This window comes from Tepidicella xavieri, assembly GCF_004363315.1.
Lineage (GTDB): Bacteria > Pseudomonadota > Gammaproteobacteria > Burkholderiales > Burkholderiaceae_C > Tepidicella > Tepidicella xavieri.
Window position 1 is genome coordinate 190,593 of sequence record NZ_SNYL01000004.1, and the last position, 21,084, is coordinate 211,676.

A 21,084-nucleotide genomic window follows, 5' to 3' on the forward strand; every position below is an offset into this window, starting at 1 on the left:
TTACTCCCTATTCCGGGGCGGCTGTAGCGGCCAGAGACAAGGCGCGATCATCAAAACAGCCGGTCATGTCAGTAGTGCCTCCACGCCTTGAACGAAGACCTGAAAGCTGCGCGAGCGGTTGGCTTGCAGGTCGAGGTTGGCGGCGATGCGCCGCGCGGCGTCAATTTTGGGATAGCTGTTCTTGTAGATGCCGTGCTTCTTGAGGAAGCGATGTAATGCTTCCCAAGAGCCGCCATTGTCGGGATTGCGAAAGATGCCTTTGCCGACATCGACCGTGGGCAGGCTGCTGAACGCCAGCCGTAGCGCTGCGGCGTCACCAATGAACCACGATTCCAATTCCTCGACCGCGATGCGGTTGACGACGTGGAACAGCCCTTCTACGTCAGGGAGGGTCTTGGTGGCAAGCCCTGCCACGCTTGCCATCTCTTCGAGCTGACGCTTGAGCGCCACGCAATCGTCGGTATCCCGGTCCACCAGCACGACCACGCGCAACAGCTCGCCCCGCGCGATGCGATCACGGTAGGCCGCAAGCCGGCTGGGCAATGCCTTGAGCAGTTTGTATTTGCTCCCCAGATTGATCAGCTTCCAGCGTGCCCGCCCGCGCAAGAGCTTCGGCAGCACATGCCGAAGCGCCTCTTCTGCCGAAGGTTCTTCGACCAGAAACTCGATCTGTGTCATGCCTCATCTCCCAGGGCAAGTGGGTCGCCGGCGTCGAAATGCCCTTCCATCCATAGCTCACCGAGCGTTGCGCCCTGCCGGATGAAATCCTGTATGCCCGGCATGTCGATCACCCGGCGCACGCGGGTATATCCATCGGCGGCGCGGTAGAGCACGCGCACCTCTTCCGGCCGCAGCGGGTTGATGAAGAATGGCGAATGCGTGGTGACGATCAATTGCGTGCGATCCGCGGCTTGCTGGCACTCCTCGGCCAGTTCCGGTAGCAGGCGCGGATGCAGGTAGTTCTCCGGCTCTTCGATGCCAACGAGTCGAGGCGGGTCGGGATCATAGAGAACGGTCAGGTAGGCCAGCAGCTTCAGCGTGCCGTCGGAGGCAAAGCGTGACAGCACTGGCTTGGAAAACGGCGCATCCTTGACTAACAGCAGCAAGCGGCTGTCTTCCAATACCTGGGCTTCGACCTTCTCGATGCGAGGGATGCGCCGCCGCAATGTGTCAAAAATCTGCTCCAGGCGATCAGGGTGTTGCTCGCGCAGGTATTGAATGACATTGGGCAGGTTGTCGCCGGTGGGGGACAAGCGTTCCTCCGCCCCCGCTTCCGGGTTGCCGCGAGCGGCGTCCGCCGAGAGGTAGGAAAGGTGCCAGCCGGTAATGAAGTCGCGCAGCGCGATCACGCGCGGGTTTTCGGCCAAGGTGCCCAGTGTGCTCACCGCCAGCACATCCGGGCCGGAGAGCGGCTTATCGATGCGTGTGTCACTTGCCTCTGGCTCCTCGCCGGTAATGACTTTGCCCTGGCCGTACTGGTAATCCAAGAAATGAAACGGTGCAGCGGGATGGCCGCGCTTCCAGCGCAGAAACTCGCGCGCGACGACCGGGCCCTTGGCCTGTTCTGCGATTTCCAGGTGATAGGTAATGAGAGGGGTGCCAGGCCGCTCCCGGTATTGCAACTCGATGACGATGGGGCCATCTTGGTCTCGGCTGCGCAGCTCGCGAAAGCGCCCCCGGCGATCCCAGGCTTTGCGCAGGCCGTCTGAAAAGCATTCGGCCAAAAACGCAAAAACGTCGAAGACCGTGGATTTGCCACTGCCATTAGGGCCTAGCAACACCGTCAATGGCGTGATGTGCTCTAGCTTGACGTTCTGAAGCGCGCGGTAGTTTTTCACGCGCAGGCTTTCGATGCGCGGGGGGGAGAGGTTGACCGTCACGGCTCGACTCCTTGTGGTTTCGCCCCCGGAAGGGCCAGCATGTTTTCGATCAGGCGGATCATCACATCCTTGTTCTTGGCATCCGACTCGGCCACGAGCAGGGCGAGTGCGGCCAGCCCCACGTCGTTGATGACCGGTTCGCCATCGCGCACGAGCCGGCCGTTGCGGGCCAGAAAATCCACGAACAGGAACGCCCCGCTGCGCTTGTTGCCATCGGCGAAGGGATGGTTCTTGATGACGAAGTACAACAGGTGCGCGGCCCTGGTCTCCACCGTCGGGTAGGCCGGCTCGCCGAAGACGGTCTGCTCCAGGTTGCCCAGAATCGCCGCGAAGGCCTCGCCGCGCTCGCGGCCGAACAGGTCGGACGCCTCGCCGCGCGCCATCAGATCGGCCTTCAGGCGCGCGATGGCCGCCCGTGCCTCGGTGAGCGTGGGCAGCACCCCGCCCGGGCTGCCCACCGGGGCGGTGAGCCGCCCCTCGTCGTAGCGCTGCAGCCAGAGGAAGGTCTGGGTGTAGCGGGCGATCACGTCCACCAGCCCGCGGCCCACCTCGGCAGTGAGCGCCTCGCCCGCGGCGGCCTTTCTCACCAGGGAGAGCGCCACTTCCAGCTCGGCGGCGTTCTGCTCGAAGCGCTGGCGGTCCAGCGTGTAGCCGCGCGTCAGATGCTCGCGCAGCACGCGCGTGGCCCACTGGCGAAAGCGCGTGGCGCGGGCGGAGTTCACCCGGTAGCCGACGGAGATGATGGCATCGAGGTTGTAGTGCCTGAGCCGTCGCTGAACCTGCCGCCGGCCTTCGGTTTGAACTGCTAAGAAATCCTTAGTGGTTGCCGCCTCCTCCAACTCGCCATCGCCGAAGATGTTCTTCAGGTGCATGAGCACGTTTTCGGGCGTGGTGGCAAACACCTCGGCCATCTGGCGTTGCGTCATCCAGACGGATTCGCCCGCCAATCGCACTTGCACCGGCTGTCCGCTCGATTCGAAGATGACGAGCGAGGTTGGCGTGGTCATGGTTTTCTCTCCCTGAAAAACGCTTCGACATCCGGTATGCGCAGCTCGCCGGAGATCAGCCTGGGCAGCAGGGTGTCGCGCAGGGTAGCGAGGGTGCGGGATTCGCGCTCATTGGCGGCAATACCAGCGAGCATCGAACTAACCTGGTGTGAAAACTCGTTGATTAGGTTTTCGCCAGCGCGTGGCACTTGTGTTGCAGATACGATTTCTGGTCGGACGGCAGGATATGCCCCGCCGTCCGCAAGATTCGACAGCCTCTCGATGTTTTCACGTGCCGTAGCCGCCAGATAAACGAACTCGGCGTACTCACGTCGTAATGGGCGAAGCACGGCAAACCCTGTGCTGGCCGTCAGCCCATCATCCGAGATCAGGGCATAGGATCCATTTCCTGGACGGACGGTGCCGACAATCGTATCCAGCGGGCGCAAGACTCGCTGTGCACGGCTAGGCGCATCATCGGCATCATAATTCGTGACACTTTCGATTCGCCCCCACTTTGTGTTTGAAAGATCGACATACTGAATCTGCTCAGGGCGTGTCCGTTTCGTCCAAGCTTCTGGATTGAGAGAAGAAAATTCTGTCAACGACATTACCTCCCACCCCTCCGGTATCTCCCCCCATTCCGATTCGACGAGACGCTCGGGAAAGAGGTCGTAGAGGTGGGCGGGCAGACCCGGCAGGGATTCGCCGCGCCACCAGCGGCCCTCCTTCTTGGCGCGCACCGGCTCGAAGTCCACGAACCACGCGCGGAACAGGGCGCGGGCCATCGCTTCCAGCGTTTCGTTCTGGCGGCGTAAAAGTTCGATCTTGTCGTCCAGCGTGCCGAGGATGTGGGCGATGGCGAGTTGTTCGTTGGGAGGTGGGACCAGCAGAGGGCACGCGCTCAAGATGGACGTATTCAAATTGGGCATCGTCGCTCCATGAGCGTGCCGGACGATCCATTCTCGGACGGTGGGATGTCCGAGGTAATACGACGTGAAGCGTGGATCGGGGCCGCAAGGACCGAGCCGTACACGGAGGCAACCGGTGCCACACAGCCAGCCGTCTTCGTGGTCACGCACTAGAGCTCGCCTTTCTACGTCACCGCGACGGCTGTAAACGATGTCTCCAGCTCGAACCAAATAGCGACTAAGACGTTTGGCGTCTTCAGGTGTGATGCGGGCTATGCCATCTTCGACGATACGGTTATCGCCGATATTCTGCGGCATGATTGACGGGATGCCGACTGGCACATAGTCCGCTGCATGCAACTGGCTCCCAAAAGGCCCAGTCTGGATGTCGCCACCGCCAAGCTGGCAGGCTGTGCCCAGAGTAGTGTACTTCCACCCGTAAGGAGCAGGGCCAAGCAACTCCTCACCCGCCATACCCAAGCTCCTTCAGGTTGGCCTCGATCGCTGCATTCAGCCGCGCTGCTTCCGCGCGTTGTTCGCGCCACTGGGCCGCAAGCCGCGCCATCTTCTCCTCGAACGGTTCGCCGTCATCCTCCTGTTCCGCCGCGCCCACGTAGCGGCCGGGGGTGAGCACGTAGCCGTGCTTGCGGATTTCCTCCAGCGTGGCGGATTTGCAGAAACCCGCCACGTCGGTGTACTCGCCCGCACCGGGTTCGCCGCGCCAGGCGTGGTAGGTGTCGGCGATCTTCTGGATCTCCTCGTCGGTGAGTTCGCGCCGGGTGCGGTCCACCAGCACGCCCAGCTTGCGCGCGTCGATGAAGAGCACCTGACCTCTACGGTCGCGCCAGCCCTTGCCGGGGTTCTTGTTGCGGGCCAGAAACCACAGGCAGGCGGGGATCTGCGTGGAGTAGAAGAGCTGCCCGGGCAGCGCCACCATGCAGTCCACCACGTCGGCTTCCAGCATGGCTTTGCGGATCTCGCCCTCGCCGGACTGCTGCGAGGACATCGAGCCGTTGGCCAGCACCACGCCCGCGGTGCCGTTGGGGGCGAGGTGGTGATAGATGTGTTGCAGCCAGGCGTAGTTGGCATTGCCCACGGGCGGCACGCCGAACTTCCAGCGCACGTCTTCGCGCAGGCGCTCGCCGCCCCAGTCGGAGATGTTGAAGGGCGGGTTGGCGAGGATGTAGTCCGCCTTGAGGTCGCGCAGTTCGTCTTTGTGGAAGCTGCCTTCGTTGTTCCAGCGGATGTCGGCGTCGATGCCGCGCACGGCAAGGTTCATCTTGGCGAGCCGCCACGTGGTGTAGTTGCTCTCCTGCCCGTAGATGGCGATGTCGCCGATGCGCCCGCCGTGTTCCTCAACGAACTTTTCGCTCTGCACGAACATGCCGCCCGAGCCGCAGCAGGGGTCGTAGACGCGCCCTGAGTAGGGCTCAAGCATTTCGACCAGCACGCGTACCACCGAGCGCGGCGTGTAAAATTCGCCGCCGCGCTTGCCTTCGGCACCGGCGAACTGGCCGAGGAAGTATTCGTACGCGCGCCCGAGAATGTCCTTGGAACGGTTGCCTTCCTCGCCCAAGGCAATGCCGGAGATGAGGTCGATGAGTTCACCCAGCATCACCTTGTTGAGCGCGGGGCGAGCGTAGTCCTTCGGTAAAACGCCCTTCAAGGATTCGTTGTCCTTCTCGATGGCGCGCATGGCGTCGTCGATGAGTGTGCCGATCTCGGGCCGCTTGGCATTGGCCTGCAGGTGTGACCAGCGGGCCGCCGGTGGCACCCAAAAGACGTAGTCGGCGAGGTATTCGTCCTTGTCCTCGGCGGCTTGGGGGTCTTCGGCCAAGAGGGCCTGGTGCTTGGCCTCGAAGGTGTCGGAGATGTACTTCAAGAAGATCAAGCCCAGCGCGACGTGCTTGTAGTCACTGGGCTCCATGTTGCCGCGCAGCTTGTCGGCGGCCTTGAAAAGCTCGGCTTCAAAGCCGAGGTGGCCTCCGTTACCGTTCTTGGCGGCGTCGTTCTGTGCCATCGTGTGCTTACCTTTTGCGTAATGTCTTGGTTGCCGGGGCCTGATACCCCGGCGCGAGCTTGGCGTTCTCGACGCCATAGAGCGCCAGCGGATCGGCCAGCCACAAGCGGTACTGTTCGTCGGTGAGGCGATGGTCGGGCGAGCAGTCCACGCTCCACCGCAGCAGCATGTAGCCCGCCACCGCCGCGCGCACCCGTACTCGCAGTGCGCCGCCCTGCATCCCGTAGTCCCGCCGATGATCGCGGGGCGCTCAAGGCGCGGGTGCGGCACGAACTCCAGCTCGACGATGCGCGTCCATTGGATGTCGTGATCGGGCCGTTCGTGGGCCTGGGGCGCTTCATCCAGCAAGGCCGGCGCTTCGATGCGGGTGAGGACGAAGTCCCGAAACTCGCCGCGCTTTCGGTCAAAGGCCCGCACGTGCCAGCGCAGGCCGGTATCCACCAAGGCAAAGGGCACGATGACCCGCTCGGTCTCGCCGCTCGTCATCGAGTGATAACGGATGGCGAGGGGCCGCCTGGCGTGGATCGCCCGGCAGATCGGGGCCAGCACCTCCATCCTGGGGATGGAGAGGGCGGCGGGCGACTCGCACGGCAAGAGCGGCTGCAAGGGCTTGGCCGGGCCGTTCACGCCATCGCCAAACCCATGCGCCAGCGCCGACAGCACGCGCTGCGGGGCGTGCTCGAACAGTGGGGAGAACGTCTGCCCGATCCGGTAGACCTTGTGGCTGCCGTCAAAGAGGATGTTTTGCGGTGCGATTTGCCGGTACAACGCCAAGTCGCGCGTCGCCCCGGCCGGCGCCACCCCGAAGCGCTCGATGAGGTCGGGACGGCCGATCTCACCGAAGAAGTAGAGCCGAAAGTCGATGTAGGCCAGCCGCTCGCGCTGGGCGTGGCTCAAGGTCTCGACACGCTGGGGCTGAGTCACCAGAGGCTCCTCATCCAAGGCGGACCACTGAAAAGCTGTGATTGGTTTTATGTTTGTGCATCGCCAGGCGGTTTACATCATCAAACTGATGACATTATGCGCCATGATCTGGATGGTAACAACACGGAAGCAGCCGCGCCCCCCCCATGGCCTGGGCATGCCCATCCATCACGCCGAGAAACCGAGAGCCAGGCCCCAAATTGCCACCGGGTTATACTCAAAGCCGTTTTCATCAGCCAGCCGCACCCCTGCAGGTTATGACACCGCGAACGCCCATGGAGGAAGATTCTGCCCGTTGAGGGGCGGCAGTTCGCGCCTGCTTGAATCGTTGCTCATCCTTCTCAGCGCGGCCCAGGCCGCGTTTCGTTTTTCTGGAACAGCCCATGCTTCACATCACGCTCCCCGATGGTTCGCAACGCCAATTCCCCGGCCCCGTCACGGTGGCCGAGGTTGCCGCCTCCATTGGCTCGGGTCTGGCCAAGGCAGCCTTGGGTGGCAAGGTCGATGGCCGTCTGGTGGACACTTCCTACACCATCGAGCGCGATGCCTCCCTGTCCATCGTCACCGCCAAAGACCCGGAGGGGCTGGAGATGATCCGTCACTCCACCGCCCACCTGCTGGCCTATGCCGTCAAGGAGTTGTTCCCCGACGCGCAGGTCACCATTGGCCCGGTGATCGACAACGGCTTTTATTACGACTTCTCCTACAAGCGCCCCTTCACCCCCGATGACTTGGCTGCCATCGAGAAAAAAATGGCCGAACTCGCCGCCAAGGACGAGCCGGTGGTGCGCCGCGTGCTGCCGCGCGATGAGGCAGTGGCCTATTTCAAGGGGCTGGGCGAGCACTACAAGGCCGAGATCATCGCCAGCATTCCGGCGGGCGAAGAAGTCAGCCTCTACCGAGAAGGGGCCTTCGAGGACCTGTGCCGCGGCCCGCACGTGCCCAGCACCGGCAAGCTCAAGCACTTCAAGCTGATGAAGGTGGCCGGCGCCTACTGGCGCGGCGACCATCGCAACGAGATGCTGCAGCGCATCTACGGCACGGCCTGGGCCAGCAAGGAAGATTTGCACAATTACCTCACGCTGCTGGAGGAGGCCGAAAGGCGCGACCACCGCAAGCTGGGGCGCGAACTGGACCTGTTCCATATCGACGAACATGCGCCGGGCTTGGTGTTTTGGCACCCCAAGGGTTGGACCGTCTGGCAGCAGGTGGAGCAGTACATGCGCCGCGTGTACCGCGACAACGGCTACCTGGAGGTCAAGGGGCCGCAGATCCTGGACAAGGCGCTGTGGGAGAAGACCGGCCACTGGGACAAATACCGCGACAACATGTTCATCACCGAGAGCGAGAAGCGCGACTATGCGCTCAAGCCGATGAACTGTCCGGGACACATCCTGATTTTCAAGCAGGGCATCAAGAGCTACCGTGACCTGCCGCTGCGCTATGGCGAATTCGGTCAGTGCCACCGCAACGAGCCCAGCGGCGGCCTGCACGGCATCATGCGCGTGCGCGGCTTCACGCAAGACGACGGCCACATCTTCTGTACCGAAGACCAAATCCTGTCGGAATGCGACACCTTCACCCAGGTGCTGAAAAAGGTGTACGCCGACTTTGGCTTCACCGACATTCTGTACAAGGTCTCGACCCGCCCAGCCGCGCGCATCGGCTCCGATGAACTCTGGGACAAGGCCGAGCAGGCCCTCATGGACAGCCTGCGCCACGCCGGCTGCGACTTCGTCATCTCCGAGGGCGATGGCGCTTTCTATGGCCCCAAGATCGAATACACGCTCAAAGACGCGATCGGCCGCGAATGGCAGTGCGGCACCATCCAGGTGGACTTCAACCTGGCCGAACGGCTCGATGCCGAGTACGTGGCCGAAGACGGCAGCCGCCAGCGCCCCGTCATTCTGCACCGCGCCATCGTCGGCAGCCTGGAGCGTTTCATCGGCATTTTGATTGAACAGCATGCCGGCGCGCTGCCCGTGTGGCTGGCGCCGGTGCAGGTGGCGGTGCTCAACATCACCGATGCGCAGGCCGACTACTGTCGCGAAATCGCCAAAACACTGGAAAATCAAGGCGTTAGGGTGGCGTTGGATTTGCGCAACGAAAAAATCACGTATAAAATCCGGGAGTTTTCGCTGCAAAAGCTGCCATACATCCTCGTGGTGGGCGACAAAGAAAAGGCGGCCGGTTCGGTGGCCGTGCGTGCGCGTGGCAACAAAGATCTGGGCGTCATGCCGCTTGACGGCTTCGCCCAGCGCCTGCGTGCCGACATCGAAGCCCGGGCCTGAGCGTCTGCCGATGGAGGTGGGGCCGGTTTTTGCGTGAGTGCTGCCTGTCAGCGTTTTTGAACAAAGGAATTCACCATCGCTACCGCTGCTCCCCATTTCCGCGATCGCCGTCAACGCGAAGAGCGCGCCCATCGTCTGAACCGCGAAATTACCGCGCCTGAAGTCCGGCTGATGGGCCCCGACAACGAACCCATCGGCATCGTCAGCCTGCAGGAAGCCTTGCGCATGGCGGGTGACCTGGATGTGGATTTGGTCGAAATCGCGGCGATGGCCAAGCCCCCCGTGTGCCGGCTCATCGATTACGGCAAATTCAAATACGCGGAGCAGAAAAAGGCAGCCGAGGCCAAGGCCAAGCAAAAAGTCATCGAGGTCAAGGAGGTCAAGTTCCGTCCGGGCACCGATGAAGGCGACTACCAGATCAAGATGCGCAACATCCGCCGCTTCCTGGAAGACGGCGACAAGTGCAAGGTGACCCTGCGGTTCCGCGGCCGCGAGATCACCCATCAGGAACTGGGGTTGGCGCTGCTGCAGCGCATTCGCGATGAGCTCGGCGATTCGATCGTGGTGGAGCAGTTCCCCAAGCTCGAAGGCCGGCAGATGATCATGATGATTGCCCCGGGGCGCAAGAAGTCCGGGGGTGCGAAACCGGCGCCGGAGACGGCGGCGGCCAGCCAGGGGGCCTAAAGCCCACCTGGCGCCAAGGCGGCGTGGGTCGGTCACCTGCGCCGTTCCAAGTGGCTCGGGGCCTGCAAGTCCGTGATGGGTTCACGGCGCCTCGCGAGCACAAACCATAAGGAGCATGTCATGCCCAAAATGAAGACCAAGAGCAGTGCGAAAAAGCGTTTTCGCGTTCGTCCGGGTGGGACCGTCAAGCGCGGGCAGGCCTTCAAGCGTCACATCCTGACCAAGAAGTCCACCAAGAACAAGCGCCAACTGCGCGGTGCGGTGAATGTGCATGAGACCAACATGGGTCACATGGCACAGATGATGCCCTTCGCTGGCTTGTAATCAACGCGACGAACAAGGAGTAAGCTATGCCTCGCGTCAAACGTGGTGTCACCGCACGTGCCCGTCACAAGAAAGTTCTCGCCCAGGCCAAAGGCTTCCGCGGCCGCCGCGGCAACGTGTTCCGCGTTGCCAAGCAGGCGGTGATGAAGGCCGGTCAGTACGCCTACCGTGACCGCCGCGCCCGCAAGCGCGTGTTCCGTCAGCTGTGGATTGCCCGTATCAACGCCGCCGCGCGTGAACTGGGCCTGACCTACAGCCAGTTTGCCAATGGTCTGAAGAAGGCCGCCATCGAGATCGACCGCAAGGTGCTGGCCGATCTGGCCGTCAACGACAAGGCTGCTTTTGGCAGCATCGTCGAGCAGGTCAAGGCCAAGCTGGCGGCTTGAGGAACGACGGGTTTTTCTGAGCGAAAATACCCGGCTTGAGGGGCCAGCGCTACACGGCACTGGCCCTTTTTCATTTTCCACCGTGAACCGTTGCGATGAACGACCTCGATTCTCTGGTGCAGTCTGCGCGTGAGCTGTTCGCGCAGGCCGCCACCCCCACCGACCTGGAAAACGCCAAAGCCCAGTTCCTCGGCAAAAGCGGCCGCATCACCGAGCTGATGAAAGGCTTGGCCAGCCTGAGCGTGGAGGAGAAAAAGACCCGTGGGGCGGCCATCAACACGGCCAAGCAGGCGGTGGAGGCGGCTCTGGCCGAGCGGCGCCAGGCGCTGGCCGAAGCCGAGTTGCAGCGTCAGTTGCAGGCAGAAGCGCTGGACGTCACCTTGCCCGGCCGGCAGCGTGGGCTGGGCGGGCTGCACCCGGTCAGCTTGACGATGGAGCGCATCGAAGCGATTTTCGGCTCCATGGGGTTTGAAGTGGCCGATGGCCCGGAGATCGAGTCCGACTGGTTCAATTTCACCGCGCTGAACACGCCGCAAGACCATCCCGCGCGTTCCATGCACGACACTTTCTACGTGGAAGGCGGCAGCGAGCGCGCGCCGTATTTGCTGCGCACCCACACCAGCCCCATGCAGATCCGCCACGCGGTGCAGCACGTCAAGCGCCACAAGGCGCTGGCCGGGGGGAGCGGCGAGGGATTGTTCAGCGGCGACATGCCCGAAATCCGTGTCATCGCGCCAGGCCGCACCTACCGGGTGGACAGCGACGCCACCCATTCGCCCATGTTTCATCAGTGCGAGGGGCTGTGGATCGGGGAAAACGTCAGCTTCAAAGACCTGAAGTTCGTGTTCACCGATTTCTGCCGCGCCTTTTTCGAGTTTGATGACCTGGTGCTGCGATTCCGCCCAAGTTTTTTCCCGTTCACCGAGCCCAGCGCCGAAATCGACATCCAGTTCCAGACCGGCCCGCTGGCCGGGCGCTGGTTGGAAGTGGCCGGCAGTGGCCAGGTGCACCCCAACGTGGTGCGCAACATGGGGCTGGACCCCGAAAAATACATCGGCTTTGCGTTTGGCATGGGCCCCGATCGGCTGACCATGCTGCGCTACGGCGTCAACGATTTGCGCCTGTTTTTCGATGGCGACATTCGCTTCCTGAGCCAATTCCGTTGACCCGCTCCTCCCACAGAGTTTGAACCATGCAATTTCCTGAGTCCTGGCTGCGCGAGTTTTGCAATCCGCCTTTGAGCAGCGAGCAGTTGGCCGACGTCCTGACCATGGCCGGTCTGGAGGTGGAGGCGTGCGAGCCTGTGGCCCCGCCGTTTTCCCGGGTGGTGGTGGGCGCCATCGTTGAGGCCGAGCCGCATCCCAATGCCGACCGCCTGCGCGTGTGCAAGGTGGATGCAGGCACGGGGGCGTTGCTGCAAATCGTCTGCGGCGCACCGAATGCCCGTGTCGGCATCAAGGTGCCGTGTGCCTTGGTGGGGGCCGAACTGCCGCCTGGCGAAGACGGCAAGCCTTTCCAGATCCAGGTGGGCAAGCTGCGCGGCGTCGAGAGCTTTGGCATGCTGTGCTCGGCCCGCGAACTCGGCCTTTCGGACGACCACGCTGGCCTGCTGGAACTGGCGGCCGATGCGCCGGTGGGGCAGGATGTCCGCGAGCACCTCAAGCTCGACGACCGCCTGTTCACCCTCAAGCTCACGCCCAACCTGGCGCACTGCCTGAGTGTGTATGGCATTGCGCGTGAGCTGGCTGCCTTGACGGGTGCACCGCTGAACGAGCCCGTCTTCCCCAGGGTTCCCGCCGCACACACCGACAAGTTGCCCGTCAAGGTGCTGGCCCCCGACTTGTGCGGCCGCTTCACCGGGCGCATCGTGCGCGGCATCAACCCGCAGGCACCAACGCCCGCCTGGATGGTGGAGCGCCTGGCCCGCTGTGGCCAGCGCAGCGTGTCGGCGCTGGTGGACATCTCCAACTACGTGATGTTCGATCTGGGCCGTCCTTCGCACATCTTCGACCTGGACAAAATCCACGGCGGCCTGCAAGTGCGCTGGGGCAAAGCCGGTGAACAGCTCAAGCTGCTCAATGGCAACACCGTCACGGTGGACGAAACGGTGGGCGTCATCGCCGACGACCAAGCGGTGGAATCGCTCGCCGGCATCATGGGTGGTGACGCCACGTCCGTGGGCGACGAGACGCGCAACGTCTTCGTGGAAGCGGCGTTCTGGTGGCCCAAGGCGATTGCAGGCCGTTCGCGCCGCTACAACTTCAGCACCGACGCGGGCCACCGTTTCGAACGTGGTGTCGATCCGCAGCTCACCGTCGAACACGTCGAGCGCATCACCGACCTCATCCTGCAGATCTGCGGCGGCCAGGCTGGCCCCATCGACGATCACATCGTCCACATGCCCGAGTCCAAACCGGTGACGCTGCGGGTGGCGCGTGCGGCCAAGGTCATCGGCATGCCGGTCACGCAGCAGCAGTGTGCCGACGCGCTGCGTCGCCTCAGCCTGCCCGTGAGCGAAGGCGATGGCACAGTCACCGTCACGCCGCCGTCTTTCCGTTTCGACCTGCAGATCGAGGAGGACCTGATCGAAGAGGTGGCGCGCGTCATCGGCTATGACCACCTGCCGCACACCCCGCCGCTGGCGCCGGTGACGGCCAAGATTCGCCCCGAGAGCCGCCGCGCGCCGTTCCAGCTGCGCCGCCAGCTGGCGCAACTCGGCTACCAGGAGACCATCAACTACAGCTTCGTGGAAGAGCGTTGGGAGCGCGATTACGCGGGCAATGCCGACCCGATCCGTCTGCTCAACCCCATCGCCAGCCAGATGAACGTGATGCGTTCGTCGCTGTTGGGCAGCCTGCTGGCCGTGCTGCGCTTCAACACCGACCGCAAGGCCTCGCGCCTGCGGGTGTTCGAGGTGGGGCGGGTGTTCCGCAAAGACCCGACGGTGACCGACAGCGACACCACGGTGGCCGGGTTTGACCAGCCTTTGCGGGTGGCCGGGCTGGCTTGGGGCAGCGAAGCCGCCTTGCAGTGGGGCATGCCGGCCCGTGCCGTGGACTTTTTCGACGTCAAAGGCGACGTGGAGGCGTTGCTGGCGCCGCGACAGCCGCGCTTTGAGCCGGCCACGCATCCGGCCATGCATCCCGGGCGGTGCGCCCAGGTGTGGCTCGATGGCCACCCCATCGGCTACGTCGGTGAATTGCACCCCCGCTGGCGCCAGCAAGAAGGTTGGGCGCAGGCGCCGGTGATGTTCGAGCTCGACTGCGCGGCCGTGCTGCAGCGCGACGTGCCGCAGGCCCGTCCGGTGTCGCGACAACAGCCCGTCGAGCGTGACATCGCCGTGGTCGTCAAGGACGGCGTCAGCCACGAGGCCCTGATGCAAGCCATCCATGGCGCAGCCACCCATGGTTGGCTGCGGCAGGCGGTGCTGTTTGACGTGTACCGACCCAAGGCTGGCGCGCCGTCGGCCGCCGGGCTGGCGCCGGATGAAAAGAGCCTGGCGGTGCGCCTGACCCTGGAGCGCTCGGACGCCACCTTGACCGATGAGGAGATCGATGGCGTGGTGCAGGCCGTGCTGGCTGCGCTGGCCGAGCGCGTGCAGGCCCGCCTGCGCTGATGACCCCTAGCCCGGAGACCGTAGCATGAACCAGCCCCTTCATTCCGACGAGTCCACGCCCGCCGATGCGCAGTCTGCGGGGGGCGAGGCGCTCACCAAAGCCCAACTGGCCGAACTGCTGTATGAGCAGATCGGTTTCAACAAGCGCGAATCGAAAGACATCGTCGATGCCTTTTTCGATGTCATCAGCAGCCGCCTCATCCAGGGCGAGGATGTGAAGCTGTCCGGGTTTGGCAACTTCCAAATCCGCACCAAGGCACCCCGGCCCGGGCGCAATCCGCGCACCGGCGAGCCGGTGGCGATCGAGGCGCGGCGCGTCGTCACTTTCCACGCCAGCCCCAAGCTCAAGGACGCGGTGGACGCTGGTGCCGGTGGCGGCGCTTGACGCTCAGTGTCGCGCGGCTTCCAGCGACAGCAGCGCGCGCTTGCGTTCCAGCCCGCCGGTGTAGCCGGTCAGCCCGCCGTCGCTGCCCACCACGCGGTGGCACGGCACGATGATGCCGATCGGGTTGCGTCCAATCGCGCCGCCCACCGCCCGCACGGCCGATGGCCGACCGATCGCGGTGGCCACGGACCGATAGGTTGCCGTGTGCCCCCAGGGAATCGCTTGCAGGGCTTGCCACACGGCTTGCTGGAAAGGGGTGCCGGTGCGCAGATTCAGGGGCAGATCGAAGCCGCGGCGCTCGCCGGCAAAGTATGCCGTCAACTGGGCGATGGCCCGTTCCAGCAGGGGGTGATCGCCTGAAGCAGCATGCCCAGCCCAAGGGGGGATGCCGGGCTGATCCACGAACCACACGCCGCGCAGCGTTTCGGCGTCGCAGGCCAGCAGCAATTCGCCCACTGGGCTGTGCCAACGGGTGCTCATCAAGGGGCAGGGCAGGGTGGGCATGGGGCGCGTCAGTGCAGTGCAAACCCAGTCATCATATAACCGGCGGCCTACAATCGCTCATCTCCATGAGCCATCCGATTCATGCAAACGCCCCCTCCATATCCCCCGTCCGCTTTCAAAGCCTATGACATCCGCGGCGTCGTGCCTGACGTGCTCAACCCCTCGTTTGCCAGCGCATTGGGCCGGGCTTTTGGCCGCCAGGCGCTGGCCTTGGGCGAGCGCGTGGTGGCGGTGGGGCGCGATGGCCGCTTGAGCAGCCCGACCTTGGCCCAGGCGCTGATCGAAGGGCTCATCCAGGCCGGCGTGGACGTGATTGATATCGGCATGGTCACCACGCCCATGCTCTACTTCGCGGCGCATACGCGCTGCCGCAGCGGCATCCAGGTCACGGGCAGCCACAATCCCAAGCACCACAATGGTTTCAAAATGGTGCTCGCCGGGCGGGCCATTTACGGAGACGGCATCCAGGCCCTGCGCCAGGCCATGGAGGCCGAGGCTGCAGCCACTCAGCCCCTGCCGGGTGCCGCTGCCCCGGGGCAAGCGCAGCGCATCGACGTGGCAGAGGACTACATCACCCGCATCGTGCAGGATGTGCGCCTGCAGCGGCCGCTGCGCATCGTGGTGGATTGCGGCAACGGCGTGGCTGGCGCGTCTGCGCCCAGGGTGTTTCGGGCTTTGGGCTGCGAGGTGATCGAGTTGTTCAGCGAGGTCGATGGGCATTTTCCGAATCACCATCCCGACCCTTCCAAGCCCGAAAACCTGCAGGATCTCATCCGTACCCTGCAAGCCACCGGGGCCGACCTGGGGCTGGCCTTCGACGGCGATGGCGACCGGCTCGGCATCGTCACGCCCAGCGGGCAGAACATTTTTCCGGACCGCCAGATGATGCTTTTCGCGCAAGACGTGCTCAGCCGCGTGCCGGGCGGCACCATCGTTTTCGATGTCAAGTGCAGCCAGCGTCTGGCGCCCGCCATCCGTGCCGCCGGTGGCCAACCCCTCATGTACAAAACCGGGCACTCGCTCATCAAGGCCCGCATGAAAGCGGTGGATTCGCCGCTGGGCGGCGAGATGAGCGGGCACATTTTTTTCAAGGAGCGCTGGTTCGGCTTCGACGATGGGACCTATGCCGGCGCCCGCTTGCTGGAAATCCTCAGCCGCCATCCGCAGCCCGCCGCCGTGCTGGAGGCCTTGCCCACCAGCCACGCCACCCCGGAAATCAACGTGCCTTGCGCCGAGGGCGAGCCGCACCGTCTGGTGGCCGAACTGCAGGCGCTGGCCCGGTTCGAGCCACCGGCCGAAGTCCACACCATCGATGGCTTGCGCGTGGACTGGCCCGATGGCTTTGGCCTCATCCGCGCCTCCAACACCACGCCCGTGCTCGTGTTGCGCTTCGAGGGCCATACCCCCGAAGCCTTGCGGCGCATCGAGGCCGACATGTGGGCCTTGCTGCGGCGGGTCAAGCCCGAGGCGCAGGTGGCCGAAGCCGTCCATGGATCATGACCATGCTCAGCCCCGATCCCGAAGTCATCGTCTTCAACCTCAAAAAGCGGTACACGGGGGTGTCTGCCACCGTCAACGCGCTGGTGCCATTGCAGATGCACCAGTGGCGCTTGGGCTATTGCGGCACGCTGCTGTCCAACGGCGTGGCAGGCATGACGCTGAAGGAAGCGATTCGCCTGTCGCGCCGTCCACCGGCGGGGCGGCCGTTTCGCATCTGGCACGTGCGGCGCGACCATGAAATGATGGCGGGCTTGTGGGCCCGGGATGTGCTGCGCCTGCCTGTCAAGCTGGTGTTCACCTCGGCGGCCCAGCATCTGCACGGCTGGTTTCCCCGCTGGCTCATCAGCCGCATGGATGCCGTCATCGCCACCACCCCCAAGGCTGCGAGCTTCGTGCCCAACACCACCGCCGTGGTGCCGCACGGGATCGATCTGCAGCGCTTCAGCCCCCCGCCGGATAAGCTGACCGCCTGGGCCGATGCCGGGCTGCCAGGCAAATATGGCATCGGCGTCTTTGGTCGGGTGCGGCCCGACAAAGGCAGCGATGTGTTCGTCGATGCCATGATCGAAGCCTTGCCCCACTTGCCCGATGTGACGGCCGTGATTGCCGGCTTGGCCCAGCCGCAGCACCAGGCGTATCAGCAAGCCCTCAAGGACAAGATTGCCGCCGCGGGGCTGGCCGATCGCATCGTGTTTCTGGGTGAGGTGCCCGCGGGCGAGGTGCACCGTTGGTACCAACGCTGCCTGCTGTGCGTGGCCTGCCCGCGCTATGAGCCCTTCGGTCTCACCCCTTTCGAGGCGGCTGCCACCGGCTGCGCTGTGGTGTGCTCACGCACCGGGGCTTTTGAGGAGCTCATCGACCCTGGCGTTCAGGGCGAGCTGGTGGATACGGGCGACGCGCACGGCTTGGCGCAGGCCGTCTTGCGCGTCATGCAGGATCCGGCGCGTGCGCTTGCCATGGGGCAGGCGGCCCGCCAGCGCGTGGTCGAACGCTTCACGCTGGCGCAAGAGGCCGCGGGCATAGGCCGCGTGTATCAAGGGCTGTTCGATGCCGCGTGAGGCCCGCAGCCTGTCCGTCATCGAGCGGCTGGCGCTGTGGGCCTATGGGTGGGTCATGCGGGCCTTGGTGCCGCTGCTGCGGCGCAAGCTGCGCCGCCGTGGCCGCGCGGAGCCGGGTTATGTGGCGCACATCGAGCAGCGCCTGGGGCATTACCCGGGCATTCCGGCTTCTTCTGGGTGGCTATGGGTGCATGCCGTCTCGCTGGGGGAAACGCGCGCTGCGGGGCTGCTGCTGGAGGCGCTGCGCGCGCGCATGCCCGGCCTGCGGGTGTTGCTGACGCACGGCACGGCCACCGGCCGGGCCGAAGGCGCCAAGTGGCTGGCGCCGGGCGACGTGCAGGTGTGGCAGCCGTGGGACACGCCGCAGGCCATCACCCGGTTTCTGGACCACTTCCAACCCGCGCTGGGGGTGCTGATGGAAACCGAAGTCTGGCCACATTGGGTGCAGGCCTGCCGGGCCAGAGGGGTTCGGTTGTGTCTGGTCAACGGGCGGCTGAGTGACAAAACACTCCAGCGGGCCCGGCGCATGGCCTGGCTGGCGCGGCCCGCCTATGCCGGGCTGCACGCCGTGCTGGCGCAAACGCCCGCCGATGCCCAGCGGTTTGCGCAGCTGGGGGCCGCCGTGCATGGGGTGCTGGGCAACCTCAAGTTTGATGTCGCGCCGGATCCGGCCCTCATGGCTCGGGGACGACGCTGGCGGCAGGCCGCCGGCGTTCGCCCGGTGGTCATGCTGGCCAGCAGTCGCGACGGCGAGGAAGCGCTGTGGCTCCAGGCGCTGCGGCAAGTGCCCTGGGCGCAGGAAGTGTTGTGGCTGCTGGTACCCCGCCATCCCCAGCGTTTCGACGCCGTGGCCGCGCTGTTGGCGCAAGCCGGCTTGACGGTGTTTCGCCGCAGCGCATGGGCTGACGATGCCGAGCCCCCCAGCGAGGCCGCCACGGCCAGCGTGTGGTTGGGGGATTCCCTGGGCGAAATGCACGCCTACTACGCCATGGCCGATGTGGCCTGGTTGGGCGGCAGCTTCTTGCCCTTGGGCGGGCAAAACCTCATCGAAGCCGCCGCGTGCGGTTGCCCCGTCGTCATGGGGCCGCACACCTTCAACTTTGCCGACGCGGCCGAGCAGGCCATCCAGATCGGCGCGGCCTTTCGCGTGCCCGACATGGCGGCCGCGATGCCACACACCCAGCGCCTGCTGCACGACGCTGCAGCCTTGGCCGCTGCCCGACAGGCGTGCGAACGACTCCTCCAGCAAGGGCAGGGGGCCGCGCAGCGCTATGCGGCATTTCTGCTCGATGCATATCGCCACGGCGCGGAGGAGGGGGCATGAACAACGGTTTTGCGCCTGCGCTCAGCGCGGTCACGGTCATCGTCGTCACTTACAACAGCGCGCATTGCCTCGACGGCTTGTCGCCCCTGTTGAGCCGGTGCCCGCACGTCATCGTCTCGGACAACGGCAGCAGCGACGGCACCCCCGCTGATGCCAGCGCCCGCTGGCCGCATGCGCTCGTGCTGGCGCACGGAGCCAATCTCGGCTTTGGGGCCGCCAACAACCGGGCGCTGGAGCGGGTGACCACGCCTTTCGCGCTGCTGCTCAATCCCGATTGTGAACTGACGGTCGAAGGACTCCAGACCTTGCTGCAGGCCGCCGCCGACCTGCCTGAAGCGGCAGTGATTGCCCCCCAACTGCAAGACGCCCGCGGGCAACCGGAGGTCAATTACCGTTGGCCGCATACCCTGTGGACATCACGCGGCCCTGGCGCCGAAGGGGCGGCGTGCGTGGGCTTTGTGTGCGGCGCGGCCATGCTGCTGCGCCTTCAGCGGTTTGCCGAGGTGGGCTTTTTCGATGAGCGTTTCTTCCTCTACTATGAGGATGACGACCTGTGCCTGCGTCTCTTTCAGGCCCGCCTGCCAATGGTCGTCTGGCCGCATGTGGTGGCGGTCCACCGCTCACGCGGCTCGGTCAAGGGCCGCTCGCCCTGGCGTGGTGAATACTGGCGCGGCTACCACCACGCGCAGTCCAAGCTGATTTTCACCGGCAAATACGTATCCCCCCAGGCCGCCCGCGCGCAGCGCCGCAAGCTCCTGCTGCTCACCAGCCTGGCCTTGCCTGTGCGTGTGGCGCTGTTCTCCCCCAAGCTCATTGCCCGCATGTGGGGGCGATGGAGGGGATTGTGGGCTTGGAGGGGGTGAGGCAGGCTCCAGCATTGACGGATTACGCCGGCTTGCTGGTCATTGCTGATCGGGTGCTTGCCATGGCGGCCAGCAAGGCCAGCATGTAGAAAAAGAAATGGCTTTCTCGGGCGCTCCACAAAGGCGAGTTGATGGCGCTATTGACGAGCAATAGCGAGGTCCAGGCTGCCAGAAGTACCCTGGTTTGACGATCCTTGGCTTTGAGCGAGAGCCACCACGAATAGGCGATGATTCCGATGAAAACCATTGCGCCGATGAGACCGTGATCGGCCGCGATAAAAAGATACTGGTTGTGTGGGTGCCAGCTATAGTTCGCGCACTTTTCTATAGGCGTGATGAACTTGCAAATTTCTGTGTGATACGCCCCGGTGCCATGACCGAGGAAGGGCTTGTCTAAAACCATTTGCGTAGTCGTTTTGTAGTTATAAATTCTGTGGCCTATGGAAGACTCATGGTTTTTCTGGCTCATCAGAAGTTCCTGCCATGCTTGGCCGAAGCGAGCTTGAAGCGTGGGCGATGTGCCGAGAGCGAGCAGACCAATAGCAGTCATGCCAATCAAAGCGAGATATTTCCACCTGCTTTCAAAAGCGGTGAATATATACGCGGCAAGCGCCGCCAAAAGAGCAACGTATCCGGTTCTGCCAATCGACAAGTGCGTGATGGTGATGGCGGATGCAAAGAAAATAACGGACCAGAACAGCTTTTCACCAACTCTTCCAGATTGAATGCTGTAGTGAAGGGCGATCACGCAGAAGAAGCTCATCATCACATTCTGAGTGATATAGTCGCCAATGACATGGTGCGACTGCCCCCAGCCCAGCGCCTGCGAAGCTGACCAAGGAAGCAGAAACCAAATATTTAGCCACGTAGAGGCGCTGATGAAGATCATGGCGGCAATGAACCCGTGCAACGCGGCTCTCTGAGCTTGGGGAAAAGCCACAAGCAAAGATATCATCACCGCAGCGTAAATCGCTTTGGCATACTTGTTCAAGTGAATGGATTTCCATGCCCATTCAGCGGGGCTGTACAGCAATCCCACCAGAATGATTCCGTAAAGCGCTAGTAGCAGCCAAATCATCCTTTGGCTAGACCATACGTTTCTGACTTCAGGGAGCTTCAGAAAGTAGATGCCTGTGATGAGGATGGCAAGAGTGATGACGTTTCCTAGTCCTAGGACGACAGGAAATGTGAAAAATTGCAGTGCAAATAATCCTGTAATGAATTGATGTTGGCGATTTGAGAGTGGGTGAGAGGTGTGTGAGCCAAAGCGCATGGTTTAAGGCGGATCGATGCGGATGTCGGCAAGCTCAGGAAGCTGCAAAATTGGGGCTAAGAAAGGTCTGCACAACCCCCGCTGGGGCGGCTGTTGTCGGCTGATGTTTCAGATGGCGATATCTTGGAGCGTTCGAGGGGCAAGTTCGAGGCCTT

The 21,084-nt window shown here is 63.8% G+C and carries 18 protein-coding genes and 1 pseudogene; 11 read left to right on the plus strand and 8 right to left on the minus strand.

The annotated features are described in order from the left end of the window. Positions 1-63: 63 nt before the first annotated feature. The 6 genes and pseudogenes from DFR43_RS05175 to DFR43_RS05200 all read right to left on the minus strand — a co-directional run bounded on the left by DFR43_RS05175 (position 64) and on the right by DFR43_RS05200 (position 6,721). Positions 64-678, minus strand: coding sequence for a DUF4276 family protein (locus DFR43_RS05175; protein ID WP_133596281.1), 615 nt, complete (start codon positions 676-678; stop codon positions 64-66). After that, positions 675-1,880, minus strand: a complete 1,206-nt coding sequence (locus DFR43_RS05180; RefSeq protein WP_133596282.1) for an AAA family ATPase — start codon at positions 1,878-1,880, stop codon at positions 675-677. Before DFR43_RS05180 ends, DFR43_RS05175 begins: the two co-directional genes overlap by 4 nt. Then, positions 1,877-2,887 (minus strand): virulence RhuM family protein/type II toxin-antitoxin system death-on-curing family toxin, encoded by a 1,011-nt coding sequence (locus tag DFR43_RS05185; RefSeq protein WP_133596283.1) that lies wholly within the window; start codon positions 2,885-2,887, stop codon positions 1,877-1,879. Before DFR43_RS05185 ends, DFR43_RS05180 begins: the two co-directional genes overlap by 4 nt. After that, entirely contained in the window at positions 2,884-4,251 is a 1,368-nt protein-coding gene (locus DFR43_RS13695) for a restriction endonuclease subunit S (protein WP_133596358.1), read from the minus strand. The genes DFR43_RS05185 and DFR43_RS13695 overlap by 4 nt, the downstream gene beginning before the upstream one ends. Continuing rightward, positions 4,241-5,797 carry a class I SAM-dependent DNA methyltransferase gene (locus tag DFR43_RS05195; RefSeq protein WP_133596284.1) on the minus strand — a complete coding sequence of 519 codons (1,557 nt, stop codon included), beginning with the start codon at positions 5,795-5,797 and terminating at the stop codon, positions 4,241-4,243. Before DFR43_RS05195 ends, DFR43_RS13695 begins: the two co-directional genes overlap by 11 nt. Positions 5,798-5,804: 7 nt before the next feature. Beyond that, positions 5,805-6,721 (minus strand): annotated as a pseudogene (locus DFR43_RS05200) (WYL domain-containing transcriptional regulator). A 383-nt stretch (positions 6,722-7,104) separates the two neighbouring features. Here DFR43_RS05200 and thrS point away from each other — a divergent pair. The 7 genes from thrS to DFR43_RS05235 all read left to right on the plus strand — a co-directional run bounded on the left by thrS (position 7,105) and on the right by DFR43_RS05235 (position 14,407). Continuing rightward, on the plus strand, positions 7,105-9,012 hold the full coding sequence (gene thrS / locus DFR43_RS05205) for a threonine--tRNA ligase (protein WP_133596285.1): 1,908 nt from the start codon (positions 7,105-7,107) through the stop codon (positions 9,010-9,012). Positions 9,013-9,087: 75 nt separating this feature from the next. After that, a complete protein-coding gene (infC, locus tag DFR43_RS05210; RefSeq protein ID WP_133596286.1) occupies positions 9,088-9,696 on the plus strand; it encodes a translation initiation factor IF-3 in 609 nt (202 codons plus the stop codon). A gap of 120 nt (positions 9,697-9,816) precedes the next feature. After that, complete coding sequence (rpmI, locus tag DFR43_RS05215; RefSeq protein WP_133596287.1) at positions 9,817-10,020, plus strand: 50S ribosomal protein L35; 204 nt, start codon at positions 9,817-9,819, stop codon at positions 10,018-10,020. 26 nt (positions 10,021-10,046) lie between these two features. After that, positions 10,047-10,406, plus strand: coding sequence for a 50S ribosomal protein L20 (rplT, locus tag DFR43_RS05220; protein ID WP_133596289.1), 360 nt, complete (start codon positions 10,047-10,049; stop codon positions 10,404-10,406). Positions 10,407-10,501: 95 nt separating this feature from the next. After that, positions 10,502-11,572 (plus strand): phenylalanine--tRNA ligase subunit alpha, encoded by a 1,071-nt coding sequence (pheS, locus tag DFR43_RS05225; RefSeq protein ID WP_133596291.1) that lies wholly within the window; start codon positions 10,502-10,504, stop codon positions 11,570-11,572. A gap of 26 nt (positions 11,573-11,598) precedes the next feature. Beyond that, positions 11,599-14,022: a phenylalanine--tRNA ligase subunit beta gene (gene pheT, locus DFR43_RS05230; RefSeq protein ID WP_133596293.1), complete on the plus strand. Its 2,424-nt coding sequence runs from the start codon at positions 11,599-11,601 to the stop codon at positions 14,020-14,022. 25 nt (positions 14,023-14,047) lie between these two features. Continuing rightward, on the plus strand, positions 14,048-14,407 hold the full coding sequence (locus DFR43_RS05235) for an integration host factor subunit alpha (RefSeq protein WP_133596295.1): 360 nt from the start codon (positions 14,048-14,050) through the stop codon (positions 14,405-14,407). Positions 14,408-14,410: 3 nt separating this feature from the next. On the opposite strand, the gene DFR43_RS05240 is transcribed toward DFR43_RS05235, so the two are convergent. After that, a complete protein-coding gene (locus tag DFR43_RS05240; RefSeq protein ID WP_133596297.1) occupies positions 14,411-14,911 on the minus strand; it encodes a methylated-DNA--[protein]-cysteine S-methyltransferase in 501 nt (166 codons plus the stop codon). 81 nt (positions 14,912-14,992) lie between these two features. On the opposite strand from DFR43_RS05240, the gene DFR43_RS05245 reads away from it, so the two are divergent. Genes DFR43_RS05245 through DFR43_RS05260 form a run of 4 tightly spaced genes read left to right on the plus strand, consistent with a single transcriptional unit; the run spans position 14,993 to position 19,656 of the window. Next, positions 14,993-16,411, plus strand: coding sequence for a phosphomannomutase/phosphoglucomutase (locus tag DFR43_RS05245; RefSeq protein ID WP_133596299.1), 1,419 nt, complete (start codon positions 14,993-14,995; stop codon positions 16,409-16,411). A gap of 2 nt (positions 16,412-16,413) precedes the next feature. Beyond that, positions 16,414-17,469 carry a glycosyltransferase family 4 protein gene (locus DFR43_RS05250; RefSeq protein ID WP_245988834.1) on the plus strand — a complete coding sequence of 352 codons (1,056 nt, stop codon included), beginning with the start codon at positions 16,414-16,416 and terminating at the stop codon, positions 17,467-17,469. Next, positions 17,459-18,793 carry a 3-deoxy-D-manno-octulosonic acid transferase gene (locus tag DFR43_RS05255; RefSeq protein ID WP_425471071.1) on the plus strand — a complete coding sequence of 445 codons (1,335 nt, stop codon included), beginning with the start codon at positions 17,459-17,461 and terminating at the stop codon, positions 18,791-18,793. Before DFR43_RS05250 ends, DFR43_RS05255 begins: the two co-directional genes overlap by 11 nt. Continuing rightward, positions 18,790-19,656: a glycosyltransferase family 2 protein gene (locus tag DFR43_RS05260; protein WP_133596303.1), complete on the plus strand. Its 867-nt coding sequence runs from the start codon at positions 18,790-18,792 to the stop codon at positions 19,654-19,656. The genes DFR43_RS05255 and DFR43_RS05260 overlap by 4 nt, the downstream gene beginning before the upstream one ends. A 22-nt stretch (positions 19,657-19,678) precedes the next feature. Here DFR43_RS05260 and DFR43_RS05265 read toward each other — a convergent pair whose 3' ends face one another. After that, on the minus strand, positions 19,679-20,929 hold the full coding sequence (locus tag DFR43_RS05265; protein WP_133596305.1) for an O-antigen ligase family protein: 1,251 nt from the start codon (positions 20,927-20,929) through the stop codon (positions 19,679-19,681). Positions 20,930-21,084: the final 155 nt, after the last annotated feature.

What these genes read in the sequence shown, in the direction of transcription:
- DFR43_RS05175 (WP_133596281.1), bottom strand. Translation starts at nt 678, where the DNA reads ATGACACAGATCGAGTTTCTGGTCGAAGAACCTTCGGCAGAAGAGGCG.
- DFR43_RS05185 (WP_133596283.1), bottom strand. Translation starts at nt 2,887, where the DNA reads ATGACCACGCCAACCTCGCTCGTCATCTTCGAATCGAGCGGACAGCCG.
- DFR43_RS13695 (WP_133596358.1), bottom strand. Translation starts at nt 4,251, where the DNA reads ATGGCGGGTGAGGAGTTGCTTGGCCCTGCTCCTTACGGGTGGAAGTAC.
- DFR43_RS05195 (WP_133596284.1), bottom strand. Translation starts at nt 5,797, where the DNA reads ATGGCACAGAACGACGCCGCCAAGAACGGTAACGGAGGCCACCTCGGC.
- thrS (WP_133596285.1), top strand. Translation starts at nt 7,105, where the DNA reads ATGCTTCACATCACGCTCCCCGATGGTTCGCAACGCCAATTCCCCGGC.
- rpmI (WP_133596287.1), top strand. Translation starts at nt 9,817, where the DNA reads ATGCCCAAAATGAAGACCAAGAGCAGTGCGAAAAAGCGTTTTCGCGTT.
- rplT (WP_133596289.1), top strand. Translation starts at nt 10,047, where the DNA reads ATGCCTCGCGTCAAACGTGGTGTCACCGCACGTGCCCGTCACAAGAAA.
- pheS (WP_133596291.1), top strand. Translation starts at nt 10,502, where the DNA reads ATGAACGACCTCGATTCTCTGGTGCAGTCTGCGCGTGAGCTGTTCGCG.
- pheT (WP_133596293.1), top strand. Translation starts at nt 11,599, where the DNA reads ATGCAATTTCCTGAGTCCTGGCTGCGCGAGTTTTGCAATCCGCCTTTG.
- DFR43_RS05235 (WP_133596295.1), top strand. Translation starts at nt 14,048, where the DNA reads ATGAACCAGCCCCTTCATTCCGACGAGTCCACGCCCGCCGATGCGCAG.
- DFR43_RS05240 (WP_133596297.1), bottom strand. Translation starts at nt 14,911, where the DNA reads ATGCCCACCCTGCCCTGCCCCTTGATGAGCACCCGTTGGCACAGCCCA.
- DFR43_RS05245 (WP_133596299.1), top strand. Translation starts at nt 14,993, where the DNA reads ATGCAAACGCCCCCTCCATATCCCCCGTCCGCTTTCAAAGCCTATGAC.
- DFR43_RS05250 (WP_245988834.1), top strand. Translation starts at nt 16,414, where the DNA reads ATGCTCAGCCCCGATCCCGAAGTCATCGTCTTCAACCTCAAAAAGCGG.
- DFR43_RS05255 (WP_425471071.1), top strand. Translation starts at nt 17,459, where the DNA reads ATGCCGCGTGAGGCCCGCAGCCTGTCCGTCATCGAGCGGCTGGCGCTG.
- DFR43_RS05260 (WP_133596303.1), top strand. Translation starts at nt 18,790, where the DNA reads ATGAACAACGGTTTTGCGCCTGCGCTCAGCGCGGTCACGGTCATCGTC.
- DFR43_RS05265 (WP_133596305.1), bottom strand. Translation starts at nt 20,929, where the DNA reads ATGCGCTTTGGCTCACACACCTCTCACCCACTCTCAAATCGCCAACAT.